This is a genomic window from Mycobacterium hackensackense, assembly GCF_025822555.1.
In the GTDB taxonomy this organism is placed as follows: Bacteria; Actinomycetota; Actinomycetes; order Mycobacteriales; family Mycobacteriaceae; genus Mycobacterium; species Mycobacterium fluoranthenivorans.
The window spans coordinates 458,673-484,575 of record NZ_JACKUC010000031.1; the positions used below are offsets into that span (position 1 = coordinate 458,673).

Annotated in this window: 22 protein-coding genes and 1 pseudogene; 9 read left to right on the forward strand and 14 right to left on the reverse strand. The window is 66.7% G+C overall.

Translation table 11 applies throughout. The features are described 5' to 3' along the window. Window positions 1-10 precede the first annotated feature (10 nt). From H7J86_RS22290 to H7J86_RS22330, 9 genes and pseudogenes are all read right to left on the reverse strand, one after another. Window positions 11-1,990, reverse strand: coding sequence for a S9 family peptidase (locus H7J86_RS22290; RefSeq protein ID WP_267293526.1), 1,980 nt, complete (start codon window positions 1,988-1,990; stop codon window positions 11-13). Window positions 1,991-2,009: 19 nt separating this feature from the next. Then, a complete protein-coding gene (locus tag H7J86_RS22295) occupies window positions 2,010-2,612 on the reverse strand; it encodes a hypothetical protein (protein ID WP_267293529.1) in 603 nt (200 codons plus the stop codon). A 156-nt stretch (window positions 2,613-2,768) separates the two neighbouring features. Continuing rightward, window positions 2,769-3,263 carry a transglycosylase family protein gene (locus H7J86_RS22300; RefSeq protein ID WP_187096279.1) on the reverse strand — a complete coding sequence of 165 codons (495 nt, stop codon included), beginning with the start codon at window positions 3,261-3,263 and terminating at the stop codon, window positions 2,769-2,771. Between the two features lie 242 nt (window positions 3,264-3,505). Continuing rightward, window positions 3,506-3,733, reverse strand: a pseudogene (locus tag H7J86_RS22305) (transglycosylase family protein); the annotation flags it as partial. Window positions 3,734-4,886: 1,153 nt separating this feature from the next. Continuing rightward, on the reverse strand, window positions 4,887-5,456 hold the full coding sequence (gene mobA, locus H7J86_RS22310; RefSeq protein WP_267293530.1) for a molybdenum cofactor guanylyltransferase: 570 nt from the start codon (window positions 5,454-5,456) through the stop codon (window positions 4,887-4,889). Between the two features lie 48 nt (window positions 5,457-5,504). Beyond that, window positions 5,505-6,584 carry a 2-oxoacid:ferredoxin oxidoreductase subunit beta gene (locus H7J86_RS22315; protein WP_187096282.1) on the reverse strand — a complete coding sequence of 360 codons (1,080 nt, stop codon included), beginning with the start codon at window positions 6,582-6,584 and terminating at the stop codon, window positions 5,505-5,507. Then, window positions 6,581-8,512 (reverse strand): 2-oxoacid:acceptor oxidoreductase subunit alpha, encoded by a 1,932-nt coding sequence (locus tag H7J86_RS22320; protein ID WP_090353350.1) that lies wholly within the window; start codon window positions 8,510-8,512, stop codon window positions 6,581-6,583. The genes H7J86_RS22315 and H7J86_RS22320 overlap by 4 nt, the downstream gene beginning before the upstream one ends. Before the next feature lie 323 nt (window positions 8,513-8,835). Beyond that, entirely contained in the window at window positions 8,836-9,684 is an 849-nt protein-coding gene (locus H7J86_RS22325) for a PfkB family carbohydrate kinase (RefSeq protein ID WP_235632644.1), read from the reverse strand. 74 nt (window positions 9,685-9,758) lie between these two features. Continuing rightward, window positions 9,759-10,760, reverse strand: a complete 1,002-nt coding sequence (locus tag H7J86_RS22330; protein ID WP_090353347.1) for a LacI family DNA-binding transcriptional regulator — start codon at window positions 10,758-10,760, stop codon at window positions 9,759-9,761. A gap of 78 nt (window positions 10,761-10,838) precedes the next feature. On the opposite strand from H7J86_RS22330, the gene H7J86_RS22335 reads away from it, so the two are divergent. From H7J86_RS22335 to H7J86_RS22350, 4 genes are all read left to right on the forward strand, one after another. After that, the gene (locus H7J86_RS22335) at window positions 10,839-12,002 is read left to right on the forward strand and encodes a phytanoyl-CoA dioxygenase family protein (RefSeq protein WP_267293532.1); all 1,164 of its coding nucleotides are present in this window, start codon (window positions 10,839-10,841) and stop codon (window positions 12,000-12,002) included. Continuing rightward, on the forward strand, window positions 11,999-13,006 hold the full coding sequence (locus H7J86_RS22340; RefSeq protein WP_267293534.1) for a Gfo/Idh/MocA family protein: 1,008 nt from the start codon (window positions 11,999-12,001) through the stop codon (window positions 13,004-13,006). The genes H7J86_RS22335 and H7J86_RS22340 overlap by 4 nt, the downstream gene beginning before the upstream one ends. A gap of 68 nt (window positions 13,007-13,074) precedes the next feature. Further along, window positions 13,075-13,929, forward strand: coding sequence for a sugar phosphate isomerase/epimerase family protein (locus tag H7J86_RS22345; RefSeq protein ID WP_187099466.1), 855 nt, complete (start codon window positions 13,075-13,077; stop codon window positions 13,927-13,929). Window positions 13,930-13,942: 13 nt separating this feature from the next. Beyond that, complete coding sequence (locus H7J86_RS22350) at window positions 13,943-14,932, forward strand: Gfo/Idh/MocA family protein (RefSeq protein ID WP_267293536.1); 990 nt, start codon at window positions 13,943-13,945, stop codon at window positions 14,930-14,932. On the opposite strand, the gene H7J86_RS22355 is transcribed toward H7J86_RS22350, so the two are convergent. Beyond that, window positions 14,929-16,011 (reverse strand): aldo/keto reductase, encoded by a 1,083-nt coding sequence (locus H7J86_RS22355; RefSeq protein ID WP_267293538.1) that lies wholly within the window; start codon window positions 16,009-16,011, stop codon window positions 14,929-14,931. The two genes, H7J86_RS22350 and H7J86_RS22355, sit on opposite strands and share 4 nt — an antisense overlap. A gap of 141 nt (window positions 16,012-16,152) precedes the next feature. Here H7J86_RS22355 and H7J86_RS22360 point away from each other — a divergent pair, with 141 nt between their 5' ends. Next, window positions 16,153-17,061 carry an AraC family transcriptional regulator gene (locus H7J86_RS22360; RefSeq protein WP_267293540.1) on the forward strand — a complete coding sequence of 303 codons (909 nt, stop codon included), beginning with the start codon at window positions 16,153-16,155 and terminating at the stop codon, window positions 17,059-17,061. Window positions 17,062-17,127: 66 nt separating this feature from the next. On the opposite strand, the gene H7J86_RS22365 is transcribed toward H7J86_RS22360, so the two are convergent. The 4 genes from H7J86_RS22365 to H7J86_RS22380 all read right to left on the reverse strand — a co-directional run bounded on the left by H7J86_RS22365 (window position 17,128) and on the right by H7J86_RS22380 (window position 20,957). Then, complete coding sequence (locus H7J86_RS22365) at window positions 17,128-17,946, reverse strand: ATP-binding cassette domain-containing protein (RefSeq protein ID WP_090353340.1); 819 nt, start codon at window positions 17,944-17,946, stop codon at window positions 17,128-17,130. Between the two features lie 4 nt (window positions 17,947-17,950). After that, window positions 17,951-19,009, reverse strand: coding sequence for an ABC transporter permease (locus tag H7J86_RS22370; RefSeq protein ID WP_267293542.1), 1,059 nt, complete (start codon window positions 19,007-19,009; stop codon window positions 17,951-17,953). Continuing rightward, complete coding sequence (locus H7J86_RS22375; protein WP_090353336.1) at window positions 19,009-19,995, reverse strand: sugar ABC transporter substrate-binding protein; 987 nt, start codon at window positions 19,993-19,995, stop codon at window positions 19,009-19,011. Before H7J86_RS22375 ends, H7J86_RS22370 begins: the two co-directional genes overlap by 1 nt. A gap of 221 nt (window positions 19,996-20,216) precedes the next feature. Beyond that, window positions 20,217-20,957 (reverse strand): GntR family transcriptional regulator, encoded by a 741-nt coding sequence (locus H7J86_RS22380; RefSeq protein ID WP_090353334.1) that lies wholly within the window; start codon window positions 20,955-20,957, stop codon window positions 20,217-20,219. Between the two features lie 198 nt (window positions 20,958-21,155). Between H7J86_RS22380 and iolC the strand changes: the two genes are divergently transcribed. From iolC to iolD, 4 genes are read left to right on the forward strand one after another with little or no spacing between them, the layout of a single operon-like run. Beyond that, the gene (gene iolC, locus H7J86_RS22385; RefSeq protein WP_187096289.1) at window positions 21,156-22,166 is read left to right on the forward strand and encodes a 5-dehydro-2-deoxygluconokinase; all 1,011 of its coding nucleotides are present in this window, start codon (window positions 21,156-21,158) and stop codon (window positions 22,164-22,166) included. After that, window positions 22,159-23,049, forward strand: coding sequence for a Cgl0159 family (beta/alpha)8-fold protein (locus tag H7J86_RS22390; RefSeq protein ID WP_090353331.1), 891 nt, complete (start codon window positions 22,159-22,161; stop codon window positions 23,047-23,049). Before iolC ends, H7J86_RS22390 begins: the two co-directional genes overlap by 8 nt. Then, window positions 23,049-23,927 carry a 5-deoxy-glucuronate isomerase gene (iolB, locus tag H7J86_RS22395; RefSeq protein ID WP_090353329.1) on the forward strand — a complete coding sequence of 293 codons (879 nt, stop codon included), beginning with the start codon at window positions 23,049-23,051 and terminating at the stop codon, window positions 23,925-23,927. The genes H7J86_RS22390 and iolB overlap by 1 nt, the downstream gene beginning before the upstream one ends. A 3-nt stretch (window positions 23,928-23,930) precedes the next feature. Further along, window positions 23,931-25,880, forward strand: coding sequence for a 3D-(3,5/4)-trihydroxycyclohexane-1,2-dione acylhydrolase (decyclizing) (gene iolD, locus H7J86_RS22400; RefSeq protein WP_267293544.1), 1,950 nt, complete (start codon window positions 23,931-23,933; stop codon window positions 25,878-25,880). The last annotated feature ends 23 nt before the right edge of the window (window positions 25,881-25,903 follow it).

Genomic DNA, 25,903 nt, shown 5'->3' on the forward strand with positions numbered 1-25,903 from the left:
GACTGTGAAGCTACCCGAGCGTCTCGGGCACGGTGCCGTCCTCACCCAGAACGTGGCGGGCCAGGAACGCGAGGATGACCTGATACCAGATCTTGGTGTGCTGCGGCTGCGCGATCCAGTGCCCCTCGGCGGGGAAGTACAGGAATTGATGGGCGCTGGTGCCGTCATCCGGGTCGGCCGGCAGTGCCGACTCGGTGAGCAGCTCGTACCAGAGCCGCAGCGCCTCACCGACAGGGACGCGATAGTCCTTGTCGCCGTGGATCACCAGCATCGGGGTATTGATGGAGCCGACCTGCCGGTGTGGTGAATTGTGTTGTGTCATCTGCTCGGTCATCTCGCGCGCCCACCAGTACGCGCCGTCGGTGGTGTGGCCGAACTGGTCCAGCGCCCACAGGCTGGCGTGGGTGACGATGGCATCGAAGCGGTCGGTGTGTCCGGCGATCCAGTTGGCCATATAGCCGCCGAACGATCCGCCCATGGCGGCGGTCCGGCCGGCGTCGATCCTCGGATGGGCACAGGCAGCATCGGTGGCCGCCATCAGATCCGTATAGGGCGCCGCACCCCAGGCACCCCAACCGCGCTGGATGAAGTGCTGTCCGTAGCCGGTGGACAACGCGGGGTCGGGCATCAGCACGGCGTAGCCGGCGGCGGCCATCAGCCAGGGGTTCCAGCGCCAATGCCAGGCGTTCCAACTTCCCAGCGGTCCGCCGTGCACCCACAACAGCAGCGGTGCGGGTTCGTTCCCCTCCGGCAGCACCAGCCAGGACCGTACGGCCGAGCCGTCCTCGGCCGTGGCCGTCAGCTCTTCCAATGTTCCTGGCAGCGAAGGAATCTCGACGCACGGCAGCGTGACGACCCGCCCGTCCGCGTCGATCCGCACCGGATGAGGCGGCGCGGCATAAGAATGGCGCAGCGCGTAGAGGACACCGCCGGGCGCGGTGCGCACCTCCGCGTAACTGTGGTCATCGTGGGTCAGCCGCGTCACGGCACCGGTTTCCGGGTGCACCGAGAAGATCGGGCACCGGCCCCCGTCGTCGGCGGTGATCACCAGGGCGGTGCCGTCGGTCGTCCAGCTCACCGACGACGGCCACCGATCCCACTGCGCGCTCACCTCCACCCACGGTTCACCGAACCTCATGACGCACAACGTGATCCGCGGTGCCAGCTCGGGGGTGGACACCGTCTCACGCAGGAAAGCGAGCCGTCCACCATCCGGCGAGATCGCCGGATGGCCGAGATCGGCATCGGGGTCGTCGACGATCACCTGACGAACGCCGGTGGCGGTGTCGATGCGCATCAGCACGACGCGAATCGCGGCACCGGGACCGGCGGCCTGCCACGATGTCACCACGAACGTGCCGTCGGCGCTGACCGCGACACCGGCTTCGCGCAGCGCGGCTCCGGGCGCCGGAGTGAGGTCACGGGAGTCGGCCGCGTCGAGCAGGTGGGGCTGATCGGGCCCGAGGTCGTGATCCCAGTGCCGCACCGGGTAACGGGTGTGCAGGATTGCCGAGACCTTGTTGTCCTTGCGCAGCGCACGCAACCGGGCATCGTCGTCGACGGTGGCCGCCGACGGCAGCAGCGGCGCCGTGACGAGGACGCGGTCTGCTGCGGTCGCGGTGTGCACGGCGCTGACCCCGCCGGGGAGTGCGCGCAGTTCGACGGCCTCACCTCCGGCTGCGGGCAGCTGCCACAGCGCAGCGGGTGATGTGTCGTCACCGGGCGCGGGGCGGGTCGCGATGAACAGCAGATCTCCGGCGGCGGTGAAGGACGGCGCCGATTCACCTTTGACCCCACGGGTCAGACGCCGCGCGGGGAGCTGCCCTGCCGGATCCAATTCCCATATCGCCGTGACGAATTCGGTGCGATCGTGGTTGATCTCGCTGACGGTCGTGACCAGCCGGGCGCCGTCCGGTGAGACCGCCAGTCCGGCGACCCTGGGCAGTTCGAGATAGCGGTCGAGGTCACCGAATGCGTGGCGAGACGTCATACCCGCCACGCTAGCCGGGTCAGACGACGTCGGTGATGTGTCCCCCGGCGTCGGCGCGGACCTGCTTGTTGCTCCGGTCACCCTGGACGTTGATGAGAATGCGCAGGTTGTCATCGAAGGGCAGGTTGCGGTCGATGACGACGGACTGCACCGTGCCGTCGGCGATACCGCTGGCGGCAACGGCTCCGTCGACCGCGGCGATGATGGCCCTCGTGGGCACATCGGTGAGAACGAACAGGTTCTGTCGCAGGGCTTCCGCGTCGTCGTCGTAGTCGACCGGCCTGGAGGCGCCGACGTGTCCGGCGGTGTAGGTCCACTGGTTCAGTTCGGTCGGTGCGTTCGGGTCGATGGCCTGCACCGTCGCGGTGGTCGGGATCAGGGTCACTTCGACCACCTGCATCGGGGTGGCGCCGACCTTCTCCGCGATCGCGGAGAACGCCTTGTCCAGGCCGTCGGCGGTCAGCATGTCCCCGGTGGCACCGGGGACGTCCTGGATCTGCTGGACCGCGGAGGTCGCGGCCTCGGTGATCTTCTGGACGTCGGCGATGGTCGAGCATCCGCTGAGTGCGGAGATGGTCAGGGCCGCGGCGGCGAGGCCGAGGCCCAGTCGGGTGACAGTCATCGTTTGTTTCCCTGTTCTCGGTCGGTGGTGACATCAGCGTCGACGGGCGGGTCGGCTACCGATCCCAACCTCCGCACCGGCACTGCGGACCGAACATGCAGAGACGCCCGCTTCCGGGGGCGCAAAGCGGGCGTCTCTGGCGACCGGGAGTGCTGACTAGCGCGGCTGGCCGAAGGAGGTCAGCACCGTGCACATCTTGCGGACGTCGAAGATCCCGAGGATGGCGCCGGGACGGATGGCCTGGCAGCCGCCGGCGGCAGGTGCCGAGGTGGCCGGCGCGGGGGTGTTCCACACCGCCGGGGTGGCGCCCTTGGCGCCGCAGGTGGGCCAGGCGTCCAGGCCCTGAGTGCGCAGTACGTTCTCGGCGACGCGGATCTGCTCGGCGCGGCTGGCCTGGTGCGGGGCACCCACGCCGCCGTTGGCGGTCCAGGTGGCCTGCTTGAACTGAAGTCCGCCGGAGGCACCGTTACCGGTATTGGTCGACCAGTTGCCACCGGACTCGCACTGGGCGACCGCGTCCCAGTTCACCCCGCTGTCGGCGCTGGCGGTGGCCGACAGGGCCAGCGGCGCGGCGGCGAGGGCGCCCACTGCGGCGGCTACCCAGAGGATCCGGGTGACTGTCTTCTTGATCGCGACGCAGAGGTTCTTCATTGTGCGGTCCTTCCCCGACCGGTGACACGAGTTCCGCATGCGTTGGATGGTGCGTTCTTACACTGCGGTTACCCGTGTTTCGGGTGGGGGAAATCTTCCGTTACGGAGGAGGCACAAGTTTTAGGGGTTTCTTATGGGACGAATGGATATTCCCGGTATTTGTGAGAAAACAATGGCGCCGAGCGGAAAGCCCGGCGCCATTGTCACGTCCTTTGGTATGGACGGCGCGTATATGCAGCGCGTCAGCCGCGACGCCCGCACACCGGCCAGGCACCGATGCCCTGCGAGCGCAGCACGTTGTTCGCGACCCGGATCTGCTCGTCCTTGCTGGCGGTGTGCGGCGAACCGCTGCCGCCGTTGGCACGCCAGGTGCCCATGGTGAACTGCAGGCCACCGTAGTAGCCGTTTCCGGTGTTGATGGCCCAGTTGCCGCCCGACTCGCAGGCAGCGACGGCATCCCAGTTCACACCAGTGTCCGCATTGGCGGTACCCGCCCCCAGGGCCACGGGCGCCACTGCGAGCGCTCCGGCGATGGCGGCCATACCGAACGTCGTGCGGATGTTCTTCAACTTCTGTCCTCTCGCCAAGCGCGCACCAAACAACACCCGCACATAGGCGGGCATGACATGCCTGAACGGAACAGGCGGATTTATTTGGGCGGTGCCTTCTCTGTCGGGCACAGCAGCGAGAGGCACGAGATCGCCTGACCGGGAAATCAGCCCCGGCCGCTTCCGCGGACCTTGCCGCAGAAGCCCCGCATACACGCAGGTTTTGAATGTGAAATTATTTGCTCCGTTGGGGAGTTGAGGAAAACGTACAAAACTGTTCACACGAAGTCACATCGCATCTAGAACGTGTCGCGAGAAGATCACGAGATGATCACGATGGTTCCTATGCATCAACTGTGCAGGTCAGCCATGCGTTTTGCCCGACTAGCCAAATTGCACGTCAGGAATCATTTCGTGACTCATATCACGGTGTTTTTGTGGGCTGGGTCACGCGGTCGCGCACGTGTCACGCCCACCTCGCTGCCGAATTCACGGTTGTTGACCCAAAACCCGTTGACCTGCAGGTTTATTCGTCGCAGTGTTCGCTGGACACAAGCGATTTCCGCGCCTAATCAACAGATCTCCAAAATCTCTGCGCAACAACGTGTTTGACCAATCGCGGTGCGTCATCGATTCGGTACGGACAATCTCGAACGATCCGGGTTGGGCATGGAAACGTGTTGTCCTGCAACATATCAACCAGATTCTCGGCCGATCGGCGCCGCAGTCAACCCGGGCTGCCCATGTCGAAGCCCGGCCGACTTCCCCTCCGCGGGCAGCACTCACACCGGTCGGCTAATTAGAGCGGCTTACAGCCTTGCGTCCCTGCATATTTCGTCGAGTCACTCCTGCCACACGACTCCCCGCCCCCTTGAAAGACACTGCCGCAGAGCGCGTTTCAGGAACACCTCAAGGAATTCGAGCGGAGGGCGTTTTCACGCCGCACCGAGACAGAACAATTTCCCGTTCGTTACCGGCCGGAGATAAAGACCAATAACGTCACTCCTGAGTAAATTCGACCCCGGGGGCGTTCTAATTCGCAATTTGCTACCCGAATGGGCGCAAATTCCGGCGGTCAGGTCAGGTCGGCGGCGGTGTTGACGTTGGTCAGCGCGCGTTGCTCGTCCAGCACGACACGGTGGGTGTCGACGCCGGCGGTGCCATCGACCAGGGCCCGCATGCTCCGCGCTCCCGCCGCCACCAGTTGGGCTGCCGTATCGGCCAGCCCGGTGCGGTACACCCCGGCCAGATAGTGGTCCCGACCGTCCCACGGCAGCACCACATCGGCGACCGTGGGCTGCGCGACCAGCGCATCGATCAGGTCGGTGGACAGGTAGGGCATATCCACCGCGCAGACGAAGGCCCGCTGCGCACCGGCGTCTGCGGCCGCCCGCAGCCCGCGGGCCGTCGCGAGCAGCGGGCCGACCCCGCGCACCTCGTCCCGAAGAATGTCGGCGGACAGCGCCGGCAGCGCCTGACCTGGCGCGGCGATCACGAACACCGGAGAACACCGCTGCAACACCACGGCGACGACACGTTCGACCAGCGTCTGGCCGCCGAACTCGAGCGTTGCCTTATCGCGGCCCATGCGGCGGGACGCCCCGCCTGCCAACACGACTGCTGCCAGTGGCGAAGGTGACGTCACCCAGACGACGTTAGAGGAGAGCGTGCCCGCGAAGGAGCAGAACAGCCTCTAGTCGACGGTCCAGGTGTCCTTGCCACGAAGCAGTGCCTGCAACGCGGCAGTGTCACCCGGCTTGGCCGCCCTGGCGTCAGCCACCTGCTGGCGGGCCGCGTCATCGTAGGTCGGCCTGCTGACCTGGCGGAAGATGCCGGTCACCATGTGCTCAAGGTTCTGCTCGCTCAGTCGTGACAGCGCGAAGGCGTAGGCCGGATCCTCGATCGTGGCGTCGTGCACCACGATCTGATCGGCGGCCACGTCGGCGGTCTTGGCGACCTCCAGGCCGTAGCCGGACTTGACCACGCAGTACTGCGCGTCGGCGCCGAAAGTGATCTGCTCGCCGTGGCTGAGGTTGATCAGCCGGTCCTCGGAGCCCTCCTTGCGCAGGGCATCGAAGGAGCCGTCATTGAAGATCGGGCAGTCCTGCATGATCTCGACCAGCGCGGCGCCGCGGTGGCTGGCCGCCGCCCGCAGTACCTCGGTCAAACCGGCGCGATCGGAGTCCAGCGCCCGGCCCACGAACGTGGCCTCGGCGCCCAGGGCCAGCGACACCGGGTTGAACGGGTAGTCGACCGAGCCCATCGGGGTGGACTTGGTGACCTTGCCGACCTCCGAGGTCGGCGAGTACTGCCCCTTGGTCAGGCCGTAGATCCGGTTGTTGAACAGCAGGATGGTGATGTTGATGTTGCGGCGCAGCGCGTGGATGAGGTGGTTGCCGCCGATAGACAGCGAGTCGCCGTCACCGGTCACCACCCACACCGACAGATCCGGACGGGCCAGCGCCAAGCCGGTGGCAATCGTCGGCGCGCGGCCGTGGATGGAGTGGAACCCGTAGGTCTCCAGGTAGTACGGGAACCGGCTGGAGCAGCCGATACCGCTGATGAAGGCGATGTTCTCGCGACGCAGTCCCAGCTCCGGCAGGAAGTTGCGGATGGTGTTGAGGATGACGTAGTCACCGCACCCGGGGCACCAGCGGACCTCCTGGTCGCTGGTGAAGTCCTTGCCCTTCTGCGGCTGGTCCGTCGTCGGCACCAGCGCCGTCTTGCTGAGGGCTTCGGTCAGGCCCAGGTCCGCGCCAATGAGGTCAGTCATGCGTTTGCTCCCACACCCGAATCCACGGTGGCAGCTGCCAGCCGCGCAAACTTTGCCTTGTCAGTTTCCTTCTCGCGCAACGACCCGTCCAGCGCCGCGCCGATGATGCCCTCGACCTCGTCGGCCAGGAACGCCATGCCCTCGACCTTGGTCACCGACTGCACGTCGACCAGGTACTTGCCACGCAGCAGCAGAGCGAGCTGGCCCAGGTTCATCTCCGGCACGACCACGTTCGGATAGCGCCGCAGCACCTCTTCGAGATTGGCCGGGAACGGGTTCAGGTACCGCAGCTGAGCGTGCGCCACCTTGATGCCGTTGCGCCGGGCACGCCGGCAGGCCTCGCCGATGGGGCCGTAACTGCTGCCCCAGCCGAGCAGCAGCAGCTCGGCGTCGCCGGTCGGGTCGTCGACCTCGAGGTCGGGCACCGTGATGCCGTCGATCTTGGCCTGCCGCAACCGGACCATGAGGTCGTGGTTCTTCGGCTCGTAGGAGATGTTGCCGGAACCGTTGGCCGATTCGAGGCCGCCGATCCGGTGCTCCAGACCGGGCGTCCCGGGAATCGCGAACTGGCGGGCCAGCGTCTCGGGGTCACGCGCATACGGCTGGAACGGCTTGCCCGCCTCGGCGAAGGTGTGCTCGATGGCCGGGTAGGTGCTGATGTCGGGGATCCGCCACGGCTCCGAGCCGTTGGCGATCGCGCCGTCGGACAAGATGATCACCGGCGTGTGATAGCCGATCGCGATGCGCACGGCCTCGACGGCGACGTCGAAGCAGTCCGACGGTGAGCACGGAGCCAGCACCGCGACCGGCGATTCGCCGTTGCGGCCGTAGAGCGCCTGCAGCAGGTCGGCCTGTTCGGTCTTGGTCGGCAGGCCGGTGGACGGGCCGCCGCGCTGCACGTCGATGACGAGCAGCGGCAACTCGGTCATCACGGCCAGGCCGATGGCCTCCGACTTGAGCGAGACGCCGGGTCCGGACGTGCTGGTGACGCCGAGGGCGCCACCGTAGGACGCCCCGATGGCCGCACCGATGCCGGCGATCTCGTCCTCGGCTTGGAAGGTGAGCACGTTGAAGTGCTTGTACTTCGACAGCTCGTGCAGGATGTCGCTGGCCGGGGTGATCGGGTAAGTGCCCAGCACCACCTGGATATCGCCCAGCTGACCGGCCGCCACGACACCGTAGGCCAGGGCGGTGTTACCGGAGATCTGCCGGTACTCACCGGTCTTGAGCTTGGCCGGGGCCACCTCGTAGGTGACGGCGAACGCCTCGGTGGTCTCGCCGTAGTTCCAGCCCGCCTTCAGCGCCAGCACATTGGCTTCGGCGATCTCGGGCTTGCGGGCGAACTTCTCGCGGATGAAGGCCTCGCTGGCTTCCAGCTCGCGGCCGTACATCCACGACAGCAGCCCGAGGGCGAACATGTTCTTGGCGCGCTGGCCGTCCTTCTTGGTGGCACCGATCGCCTCGACCGCACCCAAGGTGAGGGTCGTCATGGCGACGGACTGCACCACATAGTCGGACAGCTCGTCCGACTCCAGCGGGTTGCTGTCGTACCCGACCTTCGCCAGGTTGCGCTTGGTGAACTCGTCGGAGTTGGCGATGATCAGGCCGCCGCGCGGCAGGTCGGCAACGTTGGCCTTCAGCGCCGCGGGGTTCATCGCGACGAGCACGTCGGGACGATCTCCTGCGGTGAGGATGTCGTAATCGGCGATCTGGATCTGGAACGACGACACACCGGGCAGGGTGCCCTGTGGTGCCCGGATCTCGGCGGGGTAGTTCGGCTGTGTCGCAAGGTCATTGCCGAACAGCGCCGCTTCCGACGTGAAGCGGTCACCGGTCAGCTGCATGCCGTCGCCGGAGTCGCCCGCAAAGCGGATGACGACTTTCTCCAGCTTCTGCCGCGGGGCGGCTCCATTGCCGTTCTGGCCCACGACTCCCTGCCTTTCACGCCCCCTCAACTCTGGCTGTTTCGAGGAGAGGCGTTGCATCGAAGATTTTTGGTGTCACTACCGGTAACCATTATTGCACTTCTCTTAGGGTGGCTTTTGCCACACAATCCGGCGACACGCGGGTTACTTGCGGAAAAACTCGCTGTTCAGCGACGTGAACAGCAGCACCAATCTGCACATTTGTGGCGTTGATCACGTTTTGGAGAATGACATTCTCTAAGGAAGCCCTACTCATCGGTAGCTGACCGATAACGCTGTTCTCGACGAACTTGACACCCGTCAACTTTAGCAGGTGCGGTGCGGGGTCACACCCGGTCCGGCGAACCCACCTCGACGCGCTTCTGCAACTCCCTGGCCACCAGCTCGCTGGCCAGCTCGGCGGCCCGGCGCGGGTCGGCGCCGTCGGCCCGGTTGGCGACGTAGCAGGACGTGAACATGTCCCCGGCACCGGTGGTCTGGACGCCGAGCACCCGCCACGCGGCGGGCACCCGGACCACGGTGCCGTCCTTATAGATATCGCAGCCCTCCGAGCCGTAGGTCACCACGATCTCGGGAACCCCCAGCCGCTCGGCGGCCGCGGCGTCGAAATCACCGTCGGCGACGATGACCGCCTCATCTTCAGCCAGCTTGAGTACATCGAGGTGACCCAGCAGATCGGACGAGAAATTGCGGTCCAGCGTCAGCGGGCCGAGCCGGTCGGCGCGCACCAGCCCCTGTCCGTCGTAGGCGATCCGATGCCCGCGCGCGGCCAGATGGGCCAGCGTGCTCGCCGGGAAATCCGTCCGCATCAGCGGTGCCAGGTGGATCCACGTCGTGCGCGGGTCGTCGGTGTCGATATCCGCGGCCGTCCATACCGGTCCGATGGCATCAACCGACATCCGGCGGTGGTCGGTGTCGTCGTAATCGAGGCGGAAAGCGCTGGTCCGGTCCGACGGCAGGAACCGCACCATCGACCCGAAACGCTCGAGCACCGCGTCGAACAGCTCATGGTCGGCCGGGGCACCCATTCCCACGATGTGCGCCAGCACACTGACATCCTCGAGTGCGACCCCGGCGAACGAGGCGCAGCCACCGGGGCTCGGCGGGGCGCCGTCGATGATGTCGATCGCCAGGTTTCCCAGCACGGTCACGCCCGGGACCAACGTCGGCGTCATCGAACGGCTCTCCTTATGTCTTAACTTTCTCGCGAAATCGTAGTCGGGTCGGCCCGGGAAACAGATTCCAGCCGCTAGGCAGGCAGGTTGTAGGGCGTGATGACCTGTATCGGCGTCGGGCGCACGGGTTCGGCCGGCAACGCGCCGTGCTGCGCCAGGATCACCCGCATCGCCAGCCGCGCATCGGCCCGCAGGTCATTGTGCAGCACCACCGACATGCGGCCGTCCCGCAGCAGCCGCCGGTTGTCCGCATCCAGGTCATGGCCGACAAAGACACGGCAGACCCTTCCCAACCGGTCGAAGGCCGCCACCGTCGCGGTGTTACCGCCACCGGGCGAATACACCGCCTCCACGTGCGGGTGCCTCGCCAGCGCGTCGAGTACCAACCGTTCGTTGGTGGCGTCGATACCGTCGCTGTCACTGACCTCGACGATCTCCCGGCCGGTGCCTCGCAAACCGGACCGGAAGCCCACCTCGCGCTCCCCCTCACCGCGAAACACCGTGCGACTCAACGTGATCAACACCCCCGAGGGCACCGGTCCGAGCCACTGGTCCATCAGGTAGGCCGCCGTCATACCGGCGCCGTGATTGTCGATCCCGACATAGGCGCAGCGCGCACTGTTGGGCACATCGGTCGTGTACGTCACCACCGGCACCCCGGCGCCGACCAGACGGTCGATCGCCTCGGCCACCGCGGGCTCATCCTGCGCCTTGAGCACCACCCCGTGACTGCCCTTGATGCGACCGAGCTCCTCGGCCATCTGGTCGGTCGAACCCGATTCCCAGAGATGGAACCGGGCGCGCAGCATGGCCGGGGCAAAGGCCGGCAACTCGGCCTCGATCGCCGCGCGGAACGCGTCGGAGAACCGCTGCGGTGTCTGCATCACCACGTCGATGAGGTAACGACGACCGTTGAGCCGCAACTGGGCTCGCTGCTTGTCCAGATCGGCGATGGCCTGCATGACCTCGGCGCGGGTGTTCTCGCGCACGCCGGGTCGGTCATTGAGCACACGGTCGACGGTGGCCTCGCTGAGGCCGCACTGCTGGGCAATCTCGCGAACTTTGTAGCGATGCACTCGACATCCTCATGCTGAGGGTTTTTTGATGGCTTTTTGCCGTTGATTATGGCACAGAACACCACAAGACTGGCGGTCATGGCTGCACCACTGACCCGCTCCGAGCCGGAGTGGATCGCCGAATCCGACTGCTCGCTGCGGGATTTTCAGGCCCAGGTGGCACGCGCAACCGATCTGGCCGACTACCCGCACGCCGTCGACGTCCGCAGCAACGTGCTCGTCTACGCGGCGGACGCCGGCGCCGCCGCCGACCGCCGCGCACTGCAGTCCGAGCTGATCCGCGCCCTGACGCACGGCCCCGGCGTCGTCGTCTTCGAGGGCGCCTTCGACCATGGCGTGCTGGATCGGGCGAGCGCCGCATTCGACGACATCATCGCCGCGCAACACGCCGCAGGTGCCGCGGTCGGTGACCACTTCGGCAAGGCCGGCGCCAACGACCGAATCTGGAACGCCGCTCAGAAGCTGGCACTGCACGCTCCCGACGTGTTCGCGCAGTACTACAGCGCCGACACCCTCGCCCTGGTGTCACAAGCCTGGCTGGGACCGCGCTATCAAGTGACATCACAGGTCAACGTGGTCAATCCCGGTGGTGCAGCACAGGTTCCGCATCGCGACTATCACCTCGGCTTCGTCGACGCCGATCAGCTGGCCGACTATCCGGCCCATCTGCACCGACTGTCGCCCGCCCTGACCCTGCAAGGCGCCGTCGCACACTGCGATATGCCGCTGGAAAGCGGGCCGACCATGCTGCTGCCCTACTCCCAGGGGTTCGAGGCCGGCTATATCGCCTTCTACCGCCCGGACTTCATCGACTTCTTCGCCGCCCATCAGGTGCAGCTGCCGCTGCAGAAGGGGGACGCGGTGTTCTTCAACCCAGCGCTCTATCACGGTGCGGGCCGCAATGTCTCGGCCGATATCCGCCGGATGGCCAACCTGCTGCAGATCTCGTCCCCGTTCGGGCGGGCGATGGAAGCACTGGATCGGACCGCGATGGTGAAGGCCGTCTACCCGGCACTGCTGGCGATGAAGCGAGCCGGCCACACCGACCGCGAGTTGACCAATGCCGTGAACGCCACCGCCGAGGGCTACGCCTTCCCCACCAATCTCGACAGTGATCAGCCGATCGGCAGCCTCGCCCCGCCCAGCCAGGTCGACACCGTGCTGGCCGCGTTGGCCGCGGACCTGAACCCCGAAGAACTCGACATCATCCTCGATCAGCAGCAAGAACGGAGAATTCCATGACCACCCTCGGAGTGATCGGATTGGGCCGCATCGGCGCATTTCACACCGAAACCCTTTCCGCCCTAGAAGGTTTGGACGGTCTGGTGATCACCGATGAGCGGCCCGACGTGGCCGCCGCGGTTGCCGCCAAGCACGGCGCCAAGGCCGTCGACACCGTGGCAGAACTGCTGTCCTGCGGTGTGGACGGCGTGGTGGTGGCCGCGGCCACCCCGGCACATGCCGAGCTGACCCTGGCCGCCGTCGAGCGTGGCATCCCCACCTTCTGCGAGAAGCCGATCGCCTCCACCGCGGCGGAGAGCGCGCGGGTCGCCGAGGTCATCGCCGCGTCCGGTGTGCCCGTCCAGGTGGGTTACCAGCGCCGCTTCGATGCCGCCTTCGCCGCCGCCAAGCGGGCCGTCGACGACGGATCGCTCGGCCACATCCACACGGTGCGCAGCACCACGATGGATCCGGCTCCCCCGCCGCTGGACTACATCAAGGGCTCGGGCGGTATCTTCCGCGACTGCGCCGTACACGATTTCGACGTCATCCGGTGGATCACCGGCCAGAACGCGGTCGAGGTCTACGCCACCGGATCGGTCCAGGGTGACCCGTTGTTCGCCGAGTACGGCGATGTGGACACCGCCGCGGTGGTCGTACGGTTCGACGGCGGCGCGCTCGGCGTGGTCTCCAACGCCCGCTACAACGCTCGCGGGTACGACTGCCGCCTGGAGGTGCACGGGTTCGACGACAGCGTGGCCGCCGGCTGGGATCAGGGTGCGCCGCTGCGAAATATGGATCCGGCCAACACCTTCCCGACCGGTCCCGCCCACAACTTCTTCATGGACCGATTCACCGAGGCTTTCCGGACCGAGCTGGCGGGCTTCGTGGAGGTCGCCAAGGGTGGACCGGTCGCCGGCGCCACCGTGGCCGACGCCGTGGAGGTGGCCTGGCTGGCGGAGGCCGCCACCGAGTCCCTGCGCCGGGGTGTCCCGGTGCGCATCGAGGAGGTCCGTAACTCATGAAGATCGGAGGGCAGGAGCGAAGCGACCGGGGAATGAAGATCGGAGGGCAGGAGCGAAGCGACCGGGGAATGAAAATCGCAGGTGCACCCATTTCCTGGGGCGTGTGCGAGGTCCCCGGGTGGGGCTTCCAGCTCGAACCAGACCGTGTTCTGACCGAGATGCGCGGTGTCGGGCTGACCGCCACCGAACTCGGACCGGAGGGATTTCTGCCCGCCGATACCGACGAGCTGAAAACAGTTCTGGCGCAGCATGAGCTGGCCTGCGTCGGCGGTTTCGTCCCCGCCGTACTGCACAACGCCGACCACGATCCGGCCGATGACCTTGCCGGCCCCCTGGAGTCGCTGGTCGCAGCCGGCGCCGGGGTCGTGGTGTTGGCCGCCGCCACCGGATCCGACGGCTACGACTCGCGCCCCGTGCTCGACGAGAACCAGTGGGCGACACTGCTGTCCAACCTGGATCGGCTGGCCGGCATCGTCGCCGCACGGGGCCTGCTCGCGGTGCTGCATCCGCATGTGGGAACGATGGTCGAGACCCGCGACGATGTGGACCGCGTGCTGGCCGGTTCGGCGATCCCGCTGTGCCTGGATACCGGGCATCTGCTCATCGGTGGCACCGATCCGCTGGAACTGGCCAAGGCGGTGCCGAATCGCATCGCGCACACCCACCTCAAGGATGTCGATACGGCGCTGGCCGCCAAGGTGCAGTCCGGCGAGCTGAGCTACACCGATGCCGTCAAGGCCGGGATGTACACGCCGTTGGGGACGGGCGACGTCGATATTGCAGGCATTGTCTCGGTGTTGCAGGACAACGGTTTCGACGGCTGGTTCGTGATGGAGCAGGACACCATCCTCGACGGCGCTCCGGCCGGTGACGGCCCGGTCGCCGACGTGCGAGCCAGTGTCGCGTACCTGAACAGCCTGTGAGCCGGCAGCGCGGATGACCCTGCGCATCGGAGTGCTCGGCGCGTCCCGGATCGCCGAGGTGGCGATCGTCGGCCCCGCGGCCGAACTCGGTCACCGTCTGGTGGCCGTGGCGGCCCGGGACCGCGGCCGCGCCGACAACTTCGCCGACAAGTACGGGGTAGAACGGGTGGTCGAGTCCTATCAGGACGTCATCGACGACCCCGAGGTCGACGTGATCTACAACCCGTTGGCCAACGCCCTGCATGCCCCATGGAACCTGGCGGCGATCGCCGCGGGCAAGTCGGTGCTCAGCGAGAAGCCCTTCGCCCGCGATCGAACTGAGGCGCAGCGCGTCGCCGATGCCGCACAGGCCGCCGACGTCACCGTGCTGGAGGGCTTCCATTACGCCTTCCACCCGGTGACCCGACGTGCCTTCGGGTTGGCCGCCGACGGCACCCTGGGCGCGATCACCACCGTCGAGGTGCGGATGGCGATGCCCGCACCCGGTGCGGACGACCCGCGCTGGTCGCTGGAGCTGGCCGGCGGCGCCGTGATGGACCTGGGGTGCTACGGCCTGCACATCATGCGCACGCTGGGCAGGCTCGCCGTCCCCGGTCTGCAGGGCCACCCCGTGGTGGTGCGGGCCCATGCCGAGGAACGCTCCCCCGGCGTGGACGCCCGATGTGACATCGACCTCGCGTTCCCGGGCGGGGCCGGCGGGCTGTCCGCCAATTCGATGGTGGCCGAGGACTATTCGTTCACCCTCCGGATCGCCGGCACCGACGGTGAGGTGCTGGTGCACGATTTCATCCATCCCGCCGATGACGACCGGCTGACACTGACCACCGCGGCCGGCACCACCGTCGAACGTCTGGGCACCCGGCCCAGCTACAGCTACCAACTGGAGGCGTTCGCCGCGCATGTCAAGCACGGCGCACCACTGCCGTTCGGCCCGGACGATGCGGTGGCCAATATGGCACTGATCGATGCCGCGTACCACGCCGCGGGCCTGCCCACCCGCTAGTACCGGACGGCGCTGGCCAGCAGTGGCGGATAGACCGCCGAGGCCTGCCCATCGACCGTGGTGCCGGCGAACTGCAGAGTCGCCCGCATCTGCCCGTTGAGGTCGGCCGGGTAGTTCAGAGCTGGGGCCGACACCTGGTCCAGTCGGTGCAGGTGATCGGCGGTCAACGCGATATCGAGCCCGGCGAGGTTGGATTCCAGGTGCGCCAGGCGGCGCGCCCCGATGATCGGCACCACGGTCCCGGCGCGTGCCCGCAGCCATGCCAATGACACTGCTGCGGAGCTTGTTTCGAGCTCACCCGCGATATCGTCGACCGTCTCGATGACGGTGAATTCGTCCTCGCTCGGTCCGCCCACGTAGGCGGCGCGCGCGGAGTCCGAGACGTCGCTGCCCCGGCGGTACTTACCCGACAGGAAGCCGTTCTTGAGCGGGCTCCACGGCACCAGCGCCATCCCCTGATCGGCGGCCAACGGGGCCAACTCCCCTTCCACCGTGCGCGCCAGCAGTGAGTACTCGACCTGCAGGGCGATCAGCGGCGTCCAGCCCCGCAGCAATGCCATGGTCTGCGCCGAAGCGGTGACCCACGCGGGTGTGTTCGAGAACCCGATGTAACGCACGGTGCCGGCGCGGACCAGATCGTCGAGGGTGCGCATGGTCTCCTCGATCGGGGTGTGGCGATCCCAGTTGTGCAGCCAGTACACATCGAGATAGTCGGTCTGCATGCGGCGCAGCGTCTCGTGCAGCTGTGCGAGGATCGCCGAGCGGCCCGCACCACCGCCGTTGGGGTCACCCGGATGCAGGTTGGCGAAGAATTTCGAGGCGAGCACCACGCGCTGCCTGCGACCGGGACTGCGTGCGAAGAAGTCTCCGAGGATCTTCTCCGAGTGGCCGTTGGTGTAGAAGTTGGCGGTATCGACAAAGTTGCCGCCCCGGTCCAGATACGCCGCCAGAATCTGTTCGGACTCGGCAACGCTGGTTCCCGCGGCACCGGGATCCTCGCCGAACGTCATCGCGCCGAGGGCGAACGGGCTGACCCGCAGGCCGGAGCGGCCGAGGGTGACATAGCTGTCGAGTGACATGGAATTGCTCCTCAAGGACGGGAATTGGTCCTCTCCATTCCACCCGCCACCGCGTCGTACGGGTAGACAGATGCACGCGAGTTCTTGCACAATCCTGCTCAGTTGGCTCCGATCATGTGATTGACATGGTTGGCTTGAGGCATGCGCACCGCATCCGAGTCCCTCGCCGAGATACGGCGGCTGATCGACACGCACGCCCGCGCCGACCTGCGTACCCCGATCGACGGCTTGTTGTTGTCGAAAGTGGCCGGTGGCGGCAGTCCGGACTACTCGCTCACCGATCCGCTGCTGGTCGTGATGGCGCAGGGCGGCAAGCGATTGCTGATCGGTGACGAGGTGTTCGAATACCGGGCCGGACAGTGCCTGGTCGTCGCGGCGAGCCTGCCGGTGACCGGTCACTACCTCGACACCACCCCCGAACATCCCTCGCTGGCAATGGGACTGGTGCTGCGCCCGGAGGCGTTGTCGGCGTTGCTGTTGCGGGCCCCCGCGCTGCCCCGGACGCGTGCGGCGGCCGGTACGGCCGCGATCGCCACCGGTGACGCGAGTCCCGAACTACTCGACGCCGTCGCCAGATTGCTGCACCTACTGGCCAGTCCCGCCGATGCCGCCGTCCTCGGTCCGCTCGTCGAACAGGAGATCCTGTGGCGGCTGCTCACCGGTCCGCAGGGCGATATCGCCCGCCAGATCGGCCTCGCCGACAGCGCACTGGCACACGTCAACAGAGCGATCACCTGGATGCGGGACAACTACGCCGTCCCGGTCCGGATGGAGGATCTGGCGCAGATGTCGGGGATGAGCGTCTCGGCGTTCCACCGCCAGTTCCGGACCGTCACGGCGATGAGCCCGCTACAGTTCCAGAAGCGGATCCGGCTGCAGCAGGCCAGATCCCTGCTCGTCGCGCGGTCCGGTGACATCGCGGGCGTGGGACACCGGGTGGGCTACGACAGCCCGTCACAGTTCAACCGCGAATACCGCCGGCTGTTCGGAGCCCCGCCCGGTCAGGATGCGGCACGGCTGCGCGAGAGGGGTGAGCCGAGCTTCCCGTGAACGCGCGAAGCAGGCAGGACCCCGCCGACCTCACCGGCCGACGGGGTCCTGGGTTCGTGGGTGCGACTAGCGGCGGCCCAGCTCGTGGCTGAGCGCCTCGAGCTCGTTGCCGCCGGCCATCTCCTGCGTGAGGTGTTCCAGCGTGATCTCGTCATAGGTGCAGTCGAGCTTCTGCCGACCGCGGTTGAGGAGCACGAAGTGATCACCGACCATGTGCGCGTGGTGCGGGTTGTGGGTGATGAAGATGACCCCGAAACCCTGTTCCTTGGCTGCGGTGATGTAGCGCAGCACCATGCCGGACTGTTTGACACCCAGTGCGGCAGTGGGTTCGTCGAGGATCAGCACCCGGGCGCCGAAGAAGATGGCGCGGGCGATGGCCACGCACTGGCGCTGGCCACCCGAGAGCGAACCGATCGGCGCGTCCACGTCGGGCAGGTCGATGCCCATCTTGTGCAGTTCGGCGATCGTCGTCGCCCGCATCGCGGAGATGTCGAGTGACTTGAGGATGCCCTTCTTGCGCAACTCGTTGCCCAGGAAGAAGTTGCGCCACACCGGCATCAACGCGACCACGGCCAGATCCTGGTACACCGTCGCGATCCCGGCCTTCAGCGAATCCTTCGGCGAGTCGAACGTCGTCGGCTTGCCGTCGATCAGCAGTTCACCTTCGGTGGGCTTGTGCAGCCCGGCGATGATCTTGATCAGCGTGGACTTGCCCGCGCCGTTGTCACCGAGCACACCGGTCACCTCGCCGGCGCCCACCCGCAGGTTGATGTCCTTGAGCGCGATGATGTTTCCGTAGCTCTTGCCGACGTGCTTGAGCTCGACCAGTGGCGTCTCGCCGCCCGACGGAACCTCGGCAATCGGGGTTTGCGCTGCTGTGGTCATGTGTCTACCTCTTCGCTGCGTAGTTGCGGACGACGTTGTTGGCGATCACCGCGAACAGCAGCATGGCGCCCAGGAAGAACTTGAACCAGTCCGGGTTCCAGCCCGCGTAGACGATGCCCTGGTTGGTCATGCCGAAGATGAACGCACCGATCAGCGTGCCGATCGCGGTGCCGTAACCACCGGTGAGCAGGCAGCCACCGACCACCGCGGCGATGATGTAGAAGAACTCGTTGCCGATACCCTGGCCGGACTGCACGGTGTTGAACGCGAACAACAGGTGCATGCCGACGAACCAGGCGCAGAAGCTGACGACCATGAACAGGCCGATCTTGACCTTGGTCACCGGCACGCCGACCGCGCGGGCGCTGTCCTGGTTACCGCCGACGGCGAAGATCCAGTTACCCACCCGGGTCTTGAACAGCACGTAAGTGGCGATGGCCGCGAACAGAATCCACCACAGCACGGTGACGCGCACCGACACCCCGAGGACGTTGAACGACGACGCGAAGACCGCCTTGCCGGAATCGAAACCCTGCATATCCGACACACTGGCGGTGGCGACCTGGCCGGAGAGCAGTTTCGTCACGGCGAGGTTGATACCGGTGAGCATGAAGAAGGAGCTCAAGGTGATGAGGAACGACGGGATCTTCGTCTTCATCACCATGTAGCCGTTGAAGAAACCGACCGCCAGCGCGATGGCCAGCGCCAGAACCGCTCCCACCCAGAGGTTCAGGTGCAGGTTGTAGGACAGCATCGAGGCGGCCAGCGACGAGGTGGTGACCGCCACGCCCGAGGACAGGTCGAATTCGCCACCGATCATCAGCACGCCGACGCCGACGGCCATGATGCCGATCGTCGAGCTGGCGTACAGGATGGTGGCCATCGCCTCCGGGGTGCGGAACGGCGGAGCCACCACGAAGAACAGGACGAAGATGCCGACCGCCCCGACGAACGCGCCCACTTCGGGACGGATCAGCAAGCGCTGCAACCGGTTCTGCTCTTTGACCCGTTCATCGCGGACGACGGTATGGGTCTCCAGATCGAGATCTGCCTGAGTGCTCACTAGCGAGTCCCCGCTTTCGCATACTCGGCCACCGCGTCGATGTTCGTCTTGTCGATGAACGACGGTCCGGTCAGCGTCGGCTGGCCACCACCGAGCACGTTGCCGTTGTTGATGTAGAGCCACAGCGAGTCGACGGCGAGATAACCCTGCAGGAAGGGCTGCTGGTCGACCGCCCACTGGACGTCGCCGGCCTTGATCGCGTCCACGAGTGCGGCATTGGTGTCGAAGGTGCCGACCTTCGCCTTGCTCGCGGCATTCTTCACCGACTGCACGGCGGTCATCGCGAACGGCGCACCGAGCGTGACGACGTAGTCGACGCCGGGGTCCTGCTGAAGCTTGGCGGTGATGGTCGATTCGACGGAGGGCATGTCCTTGCCGTTGACGTTCAGCACCTCAGTGGCGGGGAAGGCGTTCTTCACACCGGCACAACGCGATTCGAGCCCTACATGGCCCTGCTCCTGGATGACGCAGATGGCCTTCTTGGCACCGTCGGCCGCCAGGCGCTTACCCGCGCCCTGGCCGGCGATGTACTCGTCCTGGCCGAAGAACTCCTTGACCCCCATCGACTGCCAGGCATCGGCACCGGCGTTGAACGCCACCACCGGGATGCCTTTGGCGGTGGCGGCCTCGATGGCAGCCTTCATGGCGTCGGGCTTGGCCAGCGTCACCGCGATGCCCTTGACGCCGCTGTCGACGGCGGTCTGCACCAGGTTTGCCTGGTTCGGGGCCTCCGGGTCATTGGAGTACCGCAGCTCGATGTTGTCCTTCTTGGCGGCGGTCTCGGCGCCCTTGCGCACCAGATCCCAGAACGAGTCGCCGGGAACTTCGTGAGTGATCATGGCAATGGTCGCACGCGCGGTATCGGCCGTTCCCGCACCCATGCCACCGCCGCTGCTGTCAGATTTCCCACCGGTGCTGGAACACGCGCTGGCACCCAGAACGAGTAGCCCCGTCCCGGCCACCGCCATCAGCCGACTGAACCTCATTGTTTCTCCTTGCTATCGACATCACCGCGGCGCTCGCACGCCCTGGACCACAGTGGCGACCGACACGGCCTCGTAGTTGATGTAATACCGCTCACACCCGAAAGTCAATACTTTGTTCTGACATTAGGACTGCATATCAAAGGTCGGACAAACGGCAGCAAACCCGCGGCGGGGGCGGACTGCCTGCGCGCGGGTTTGCGAAATACGTTGGGAAATAACGGCTAACGGTCGACCAGGGTGGTGTCGAAGTAATACCGGGACGCACGGTAGGCATGGCTGCCGTATTCGACGATCCGACCGGAATCGTCGAAGGCGGTGCGCTCCATGACCAACAGCGGAGCTTTGGGCCTCTCGTCGAGCAGGCGCGCCTCATCCCGGTCGGCGGCCTTCGCGCCGATGCGCTGCCTGGCCAGCCGGATGTGCACACCACGTGAGCGCAGGGCCTGGTAGAGCCCGAACCGTTCCAGCTCCTCCCGATCCGGGGCAATCGGCGAGGGCAGGTGATTGGTCATCAGCGCCAGCGGTTGCCCACCCGAGGTCCGCAGCCGGCGCATCATCACCACCTCCGCACCCGGCTCAAGGTTGAGGTGAGCGGCGATATCCGAGGACGCCGGACCGGTCACGTAGTCAAGCACTTTGGTGGCCGGCTCCTGGCCTGCCCGGGCGAGATCGTCGAACAGACTGGTGAGTTCCACCGGACGATGCACAGGAGTCTGCACCACCTGGGTTCCGACGCCGCGCTTGCGCACCAACAGACCCTTGTCGACGAGTTCCTGGATGGCGCGCCGCGTCGTGGGCCGGGACAGGCTGAGGCGACTGGCCAGCGCCAACTCGTTCTCGAAGCGGTCCCCCGGCTTGAGCTCGCCGTCGATGATGGCCTTCTCGAAAACCTGCGCCACCTGGAAATACAGGGGTATCGGACTCGAACGATCGAGTTCGACCGTCAACGTCGGGGTTGTCACTCGCGCTCCGATCTCGTCGGTTCCACACCGGTGCGGCAGGAAGCTGGTTTGCTGAATCTTACCTGCAAATGACCTCAAGTAAGAATGTCCGGACAAAGTCTTGACATGACGTAGTCCCACAGCGCACAGTCGATACCAGCACCGGGGCGCACTCGCGCCACCGGAAGTACGTACGCACATCGCATTCGGGAGTCAGCCGTGACCGCTACCGTCAACCAGGCCTTCGACGCCATCGCCATCGGGCGCAGCGGCGTCGACATCTACCCACTGCAGGTCGGACTGGGACTCGAGGATGTCACCTCGTTCGGCAAGTTCCTGGGCGGCAGCGCCGCCAATGTCGCCGTCGCCGCGGCCCGGCTGGGGAATCGCACCGCGCTGATCTCGGGCGTCGGCGACGATCCGTTCGGCCGCTACGTCCGCAGGGAACTGGACCGCCTCGGCGTCGACAACCGCTTCGTGGCCACCCACGGCGAATACCCCACCCCTGTCACGTTCTGTGAGATCTACCCGCCCGACGACTTCCCGCTGTACTTCTACCGCAAGCCCTCGGCACCGGATCTGCAGGTCGACCCCGCCGAGCTCGACCTGGACGCCATCCGCTCGGCCCGGCTGTACTGGTCGACCGTCACCGGACTGTCCGAAGAGCCCAGCCGCAGTGCCCATTTCGCGGCCTGGGAAGCGCGTTCAGGGGCGAGCGAAGCGACGGGGAACAAGCACGGCCGTCAACCTCTGACTGTGCTCGATCTCGACTACCGGCCGATGTTCTGGGCCGGCCCCGCCGCCGCCACCGAGCAGGTTCAACGCGCCCTGCAGCACGTCACCGTCGCGGTCGGCAACCGGGAGGAGTGCGAGATCGCCGTCGGCGAGACCAACCCGCACAAAGCCGCCGACGCGTTGCTGGACCTCGGGGTGGAACTGGCCATCGTGAAGCAGGGGCCGCGTGGGGTACTGGGCAAGACCCGGCACAGTTCGGTCACCGTCCCGCCCAACGACGTTGACGTGGTCAACGGTCTCGGCGCTGGAGATGCCTTCGGCGGCAGCCTGATTCATGGTCTGCTGCACGGCTGGCAGCTGGAGAAGACGCTGCGCTACGCCAACGCCGCCGGTGCCATCGTCGCCTCGCGACTGGAATGCTCGACCGCGATGCCCACCGCCGCCGAGGTGTCCGACCTCGCCGAGAAGACCGCCGTGGAGGCCGTCAATGTCTAGCCTTGGCACCGGACTGTGCCGCGACTACGCGGCGGTCACCGAACTGCGCGCAGCCGACCCGGGCGCCGTCGCCACAGCGTGGCAGCAGCGCACCACCCGCCCCACCGTCCGCGGCGACGGCCGGCTGATGATCGTCGCCGCCGACCACCCGGCCCGAGGTGCACTGTCCGTCGGAACACGCCCGACCGCGATGAACAACCGCATCGACCTGCTGGACCGGTTGCGCACCGCGCTCGCCGATCCCGGGGTGGACGGCGTGCTGGCCACCTCCGACATCCTCGACGACCTGCTGTTGCTGGGCGCCCTGGAGGACAAGGTGGTGTTCTCCTCGTTCAACCGCGGCGGGCTGGCCGGGTCGTCGTTCGAGCTCGATGACCGGATGACCGGCGCCACCGCCGCCTCCACCGCGGCGGCAAAGATGAACGGCGGAAAGATGCTGTGCCGCATCGATCTCGACGATCCCGGCACCGTCGCCACGCTGGCGTCGTGTGCCCAGGCTGTCGATGAGCTGGCCGCCCACGGCTTGATCGCCATGCTGGAGCCGTTCATGTCGTCGCGGGTCGACGGCAAGGTCCGCAACGATCTGTCCCCGGACGCCGTGATCAAGTCCGTACACATCAGCCAGGGCCTGGGCTCCACCTCGGCCTACACCTGGATGAAGTTGCCCGTCGTCGACGAGATGGACCGGGTCATGGAATCGACGACCATGCCGACGCTGCTGCTCGGCGGCGACCCCACCGACCCCGACGAAGCGTTCGCCTCCTGGGAGAAGGCACTCACGCTCCCTGCGGTGCGCGGCCTGATCGTCGGACGCACCCTGCTCTATCCCGCCGATGAGGATGTCGCGGCGGCGGTCGGCACGGCCGTGAAGTTGGTGCGCTGATGAATTCCGAGTTGTACATTCCGGCCAACAGCGCGCCCGCACCCTTCACCGTCGCAATCACCCCGGAGGATGCCGGCTGGGCCGAGTCGTCCTTGCACGTCGTCGACCTCGGTCACGGTGGCTCGGTGGCGCTGAATACCGGCGACACCGAGGTGATGATCCTGCCGCTGTCCGGCGGCGGGTCCGTCGAATCGAGAGGCGAGACATTCGAGTTGTCACCGCGCGGATCGGTGTTCGACGGGCCGGCCGACATGGTGTACGTCGGTATCGACCAGGGTTACACGATCACCGGTACCGGCCGGATCGCCATCTGCGGAGCGCGCGCCACGCGGTCGTTCCCGAACCGGCGCGTCGCCGCAGCCGACGTGTCGGTCGAACTGCGCGGGGCGGGCAACTGCAGCCGCCAGGTGCACAATTTCGGCACCGCCACCGCTTTCGAGGCCGACTCCCTGATCGCGTGCGAGGTCATCACGCCCGGCGGCAACTGGTCGAGCTACCCCGCGCACAAGCATGACGAGAACTCCGCGGTGGAGACCCAGCTGGAAGAGATCTACTACTTCGAGATCGACGACAGCCCGGCAGGCACACCGGGATTCGGCTACCACCGGGTGTACGGCACCCCGCAGCGACCCATCGAGGTCCTCGAGGAAGTGCGCAGTGGTGACGTCGTCCTGGTGCCGCACGGCTACCACGGACCGTCCATTGCCGCGCCCGGCCACCACATGTACTACCTGAACGTGATGGCCGGCTCCGGTCCCGACCGAGCCTGGCTCATCTGTGACGACCCGAACCACACCTGGCTGCGCGGCACTTGGGACGATCAGGCCATAGATCCGCGCCTCCCGTTCCGTACCTCTACCGCCTCTCGAGGAGCCTGACCGATGGTTTCCACCGCACCCAAGTCCACCGCCAAGTACGCCGATACCGAAGGCACGGTACGGCTCACGGTGGCGCAGGCCACGGTTCGCTTTCTGGCCAACCAGTACGTGGAGCGCGACGGCGAGCGGACGAAGTTCTTCGCGGGCTGTTTCGGTATCTTCGGCCACGGCAATGTCGCCGGCTTGGGCCAGGCCCTCTTGCAGGACGAGCTCGAATCGCGAGAGGCCGGCCTGCAGCCGGGCCTGAAGTACGTACTGGGGCGCAACGAGCAGGCCATGGTGCACAGCGCCGTCGCGTATGCCCGGCAGAAGGACCGGCTGCAGGCCTGGGCGGTGACCGCCAGCGTCGGGCCCGGTTCGACGAACATGCTGACCGGTGCCGCCCTGGCCACCGTCAACCGGCTTCCGGTGCTGCTGCTGCCCGCCGACACCTTCGCCACCAGGGTCAGCTCCCCCGTGCTCCAGGAGTTGGAACTGCCGGGCTCCGGCGATGTCACCGTCAACGACGCCTTCAAACCGCTGTCCCGGTACTTCGACCGGGTGTGGCGGCCCGAGCAACTGCCGGCGGCGCTGCTCGGCGCCATGCGGGTACTGACCGACCCGGTCGAGACGGGCGCCGCCACCGTGGCCATCCCGCAGGACGTACAGGCCGAGGCCCATGACTGGCCGGAATCGTTGTTCGCCGAACGCACCTGGCATGTGGCCCGGCCGCTACCGGAGCGTTCGGTGCTGGCCCGGGCGGCCGAGATCATCCGCTCCGCCACCAAGCCGCTGATCATCGCGGGGGGCGGTGTGCACTACTCCGGCGCCGAAGACGCCTTGGCCGCGCTGGCCGCCGGTACCGGTATCCCGGTCGGCGAGAGCCAGGCCGGTAAGGGATCGCTGCTGCACGACCATCCGCAGTCGGTGGGCGCCATCGGCTCGACCGGCACCACCGCCGCCAACGCGCTGGCCGCTGAGGCCGATGTGGTGATCGGTATCGGTACCCGCTACAGCGATTTCACCTCGGCCTCGCGCACCGCGTTCAACAACCCGGATGTGCGGTTCGTCAATATCAACGTGGCATCCCTGGACTCGGTCAAGCAGGGTGGCCTGAGCGTGGTCGCCGATGCGCGTGAGGCCATCGACGCGTTGGTCCAGGCACTGGAGGGCCACTCCGTCAGCGACGAGTACCGAACCCGCACTGCCGAGCTGGTGGCCGAGTGGAACGACACCGTATCCGCGGCATACGCATGCGAAGACGGCGTCGCGTTGAACCAGAACCAGGTGATCGGCCTGGTGAACACGCTGTCCGATCCACACGACGTGGTGGTGTGCGCCGCCGGCTCGATGCCGGGTGACCTGCACAAGCTGTGGCGGATGCGGGACCGCAAGGGCTACCACGTCGAGTACGGGTTCTCCTGTATGGGTTACGAGATCGCCGGCGGTATCGGTGTGCGGATGGCCGACGCCGACCGCGACGTGTTCATCATGGTCGGCGACGGGTCCTACCTGATGATGGCGACCGAGATCGTCACCGCCGTGCAGGAGGGCGTCAAGGTCATCCCGGTTCTGGTCCAGAACCACGGATTCGCCTCCATCGGTGGGCTTTCCGAGTCGGTGGGGTCGCAGCGCTTCGGCACCGACTACCGGTACCGCAGCGAGGACGGCCGCCTCGACGGCGCCGTGCTGCCCGTGGACCTGGCGGCCAACGCGGCCAGCCTGGGCGCCGACGTCATCAAGGCCGGTACGGCGGCGGAGTTCGCCGATGCGGTCAAGGTGGCCAAGGCGGCCGACCGGATCACGATGATCTACGTGGAGACCGATCCGCGGATCTACGCCCCGGACAGCCACTCATGGTGGGACGTCCCCGTCAGCCAGGAATCAAGCTTGGCCTCGACCCAGGAGGCCTACCAGCGCTACGCCGAGTGGAAACGCGTTCAGCGGCCACTGATCATGCCCTCCGACCGCTGACGTCGGCGCATCCTGTCCCGGTT

What these genes read in the sequence shown, in the direction of transcription:
- H7J86_RS22290 (WP_267293526.1), bottom strand. Translation starts at nt 1,990, where the DNA reads ATGACGTCTCGCCACGCATTCGGTGACCTCGACCGCTATCTCGAACTG.
- H7J86_RS22295 (WP_267293529.1), bottom strand. Translation starts at nt 2,612, where the DNA reads ATGACTGTCACCCGACTGGGCCTCGGCCTCGCCGCCGCGGCCCTGACC.
- H7J86_RS22300 (WP_187096279.1), bottom strand. Translation starts at nt 3,263, where the DNA reads ATGAAGAACCTCTGCGTCGCGATCAAGAAGACAGTCACCCGGATCCTC.
- H7J86_RS22315 (WP_187096282.1), bottom strand. Translation starts at nt 6,584, where the DNA reads ATGACTGACCTCATTGGCGCGGACCTGGGCCTGACCGAAGCCCTCAGC.
- H7J86_RS22325 (WP_235632644.1), bottom strand. Translation starts at nt 9,684, where the DNA reads ATGACGCCGACGTTGGTCCCGGGCGTGACCGTGCTGGGAAACCTGGCG.
- H7J86_RS22335 (WP_267293532.1), top strand. Translation starts at nt 10,839, where the DNA reads ATGGCTGCACCACTGACCCGCTCCGAGCCGGAGTGGATCGCCGAATCC.
- H7J86_RS22340 (WP_267293534.1), top strand. Translation starts at nt 11,999, where the DNA reads ATGACCACCCTCGGAGTGATCGGATTGGGCCGCATCGGCGCATTTCAC.
- H7J86_RS22345 (WP_187099466.1), top strand. Translation starts at nt 13,075, where the DNA reads ATGAAAATCGCAGGTGCACCCATTTCCTGGGGCGTGTGCGAGGTCCCC.
- H7J86_RS22350 (WP_267293536.1), top strand. Translation starts at nt 13,943, where the DNA reads ATGACCCTGCGCATCGGAGTGCTCGGCGCGTCCCGGATCGCCGAGGTG.
- H7J86_RS22355 (WP_267293538.1), bottom strand. Translation starts at nt 16,011, where the DNA reads ATGTCACTCGACAGCTATGTCACCCTCGGCCGCTCCGGCCTGCGGGTC.
- H7J86_RS22360 (WP_267293540.1), top strand. Translation starts at nt 16,153, where the DNA reads ATGCGCACCGCATCCGAGTCCCTCGCCGAGATACGGCGGCTGATCGAC.
- H7J86_RS22365 (WP_090353340.1), bottom strand. Translation starts at nt 17,946, where the DNA reads ATGACCACAGCAGCGCAAACCCCGATTGCCGAGGTTCCGTCGGGCGGC.
- H7J86_RS22375 (WP_090353336.1), bottom strand. Translation starts at nt 19,995, where the DNA reads ATGAGGTTCAGTCGGCTGATGGCGGTGGCCGGGACGGGGCTACTCGTT.
- H7J86_RS22390 (WP_090353331.1), top strand. Translation starts at nt 22,159, where the DNA reads ATGTCTAGCCTTGGCACCGGACTGTGCCGCGACTACGCGGCGGTCACC.
- iolB (WP_090353329.1), top strand. Translation starts at nt 23,049, where the DNA reads ATGAATTCCGAGTTGTACATTCCGGCCAACAGCGCGCCCGCACCCTTC.
- iolD (WP_267293544.1), top strand. Translation starts at nt 23,931, where the DNA reads ATGGTTTCCACCGCACCCAAGTCCACCGCCAAGTACGCCGATACCGAA.